This is a genomic window from Allomesorhizobium camelthorni (assembly GCF_011045125.1).
GTDB lineage: Bacteria > Pseudomonadota > Alphaproteobacteria > Rhizobiales > Rhizobiaceae > Allomesorhizobium > Allomesorhizobium camelthorni.
Genome location: NZ_JAAKZF010000258.1, coordinates 1 through 1,297, shown reverse-complemented (window position 1 = coordinate 1,297; position 1,297 = coordinate 1). Strand labels below are relative to the sequence as shown.

Here is a 1,297-nt window from a genome sequence, read left to right as displayed (position 1 = left end):
TTCGTGACCAACCCTGACAAGATGGTCGCCGAGCTCGAGGATGCCTACATCCTGCTGCACGAGAAGAAGCTCGCGAACCTGCAGGCGATGCTGCCGATCCTCGAAGCTGTCGTCCAGACGTCCAAGCCGCTCCTCATCATCTCCGAGGACGTCGAGGGCGAGGCTCTGGCCACGCTGGTCGTCAACAAGCTGCGCGGCGGCCTGAAGATCGCCGCAGTCAAGGCTCCGGGCTTCGGCGATCGCCGCAAGGCCATGCTCGAGGACATCGCGATCCTGACCGGCGGTCAGGTCATCTCCGAAGACCTCGGCATCAAGCTCGAGAATGTCGGCATCAACATGCTCGGCCGCGCCAAGAAGGTGTCGATCTCCAAGGAGAACACCACCATCGTCGACGGCGCCGGCAAGAAGGCCGAGATCCAGGGCCGCGTCGCCCAGATCAAGCAGCAGATCGAGGAGACCACCTCGGACTACGACAAGGAGAAGCTGCAGGAGCGTCTGGCCAAGCTGGCCGGCGGCGTTGCCGTCATCCGCGTCGGCGGTGCGACCGAAGTCGAAGTCAAGGAGAAGAAGGACCGCGTCGACGACGCGCTGAACGCAACGCGTGCGGCCGTTGAAGAAGGCATCGTGGCCGGCGGCGGCGTCGCCCTGCTGCGCGCTTCGCTCGCCATCTCCGTCACCGGCGCCAACGCCGACCAGACGGCTGGCATCGCCATCGTCCGTCGCGCCCTGCAGGCTCCGGCCCGCCAGATCGCCGCGAACGCGGGTGCGGAAGCCTCGATCGTCGCCGGCAAGATCCTTGAGAACAAGGGCGCGACCTTCGGCTTCAACGCCCAGACCGGCGAATATGGCGACATGATCGCCATGGGCATCGTCGATCCGATGAAGGTCGTGCGCACGGCTCTCCAGGACGCGGCCTCGGTCGCCGGCCTGCTGGTCACCACCGAAGCCATGATCGCCGAGGCTCCAAAGAAGGAGACCGCTGGCGGCATGCCGGGTGGTATGCCTGGCGGTGGCATGGGCGGCATGGGCGGCATGGATTTCTAAGTCCAGCTTCTCAGGCAATGCATACGGAAAGGGCGGCAGCGATGCCGCCCTTTTCTTTTTGGCGAACCCGGTTGGAAAAAGTTCGGCGCTCGCGAATTTTTTTTTGGAACCAACGGCCACCATCGGCGTTTAGGCCGATGTCAAAGGAGTTTCGGAGGAGAAATCCGAAGAAACGAATTTGACAAAAGGCGCCCGCCGCAACCAAAAACTGCGACGGGCGCTTTTCATATGGGCAAATACGACCGATGGCGCA

At 63.3% G+C, this 1,297-nt stretch carries 2 protein-coding genes; one reads left to right on the top strand and one right to left on the bottom strand.

Annotated features, from left to right (window positions below):
* On the top strand, positions 1–1,044 hold a 1,044-nt coding region (gene groEL / locus G6N73_RS35725; protein WP_165034550.1), incomplete at its 5' end, for a chaperonin GroEL.
* A gap of 10 nt (positions 1,045–1,054) precedes the next feature.
* On the opposite strand, the gene G6N73_RS35720 is transcribed toward groEL, so the two are convergent.
* Positions 1,055–1,297 (bottom strand): hypothetical protein (locus G6N73_RS35720; protein WP_165034549.1); only part of this gene is annotated, 243 nt, incomplete at its 5' end.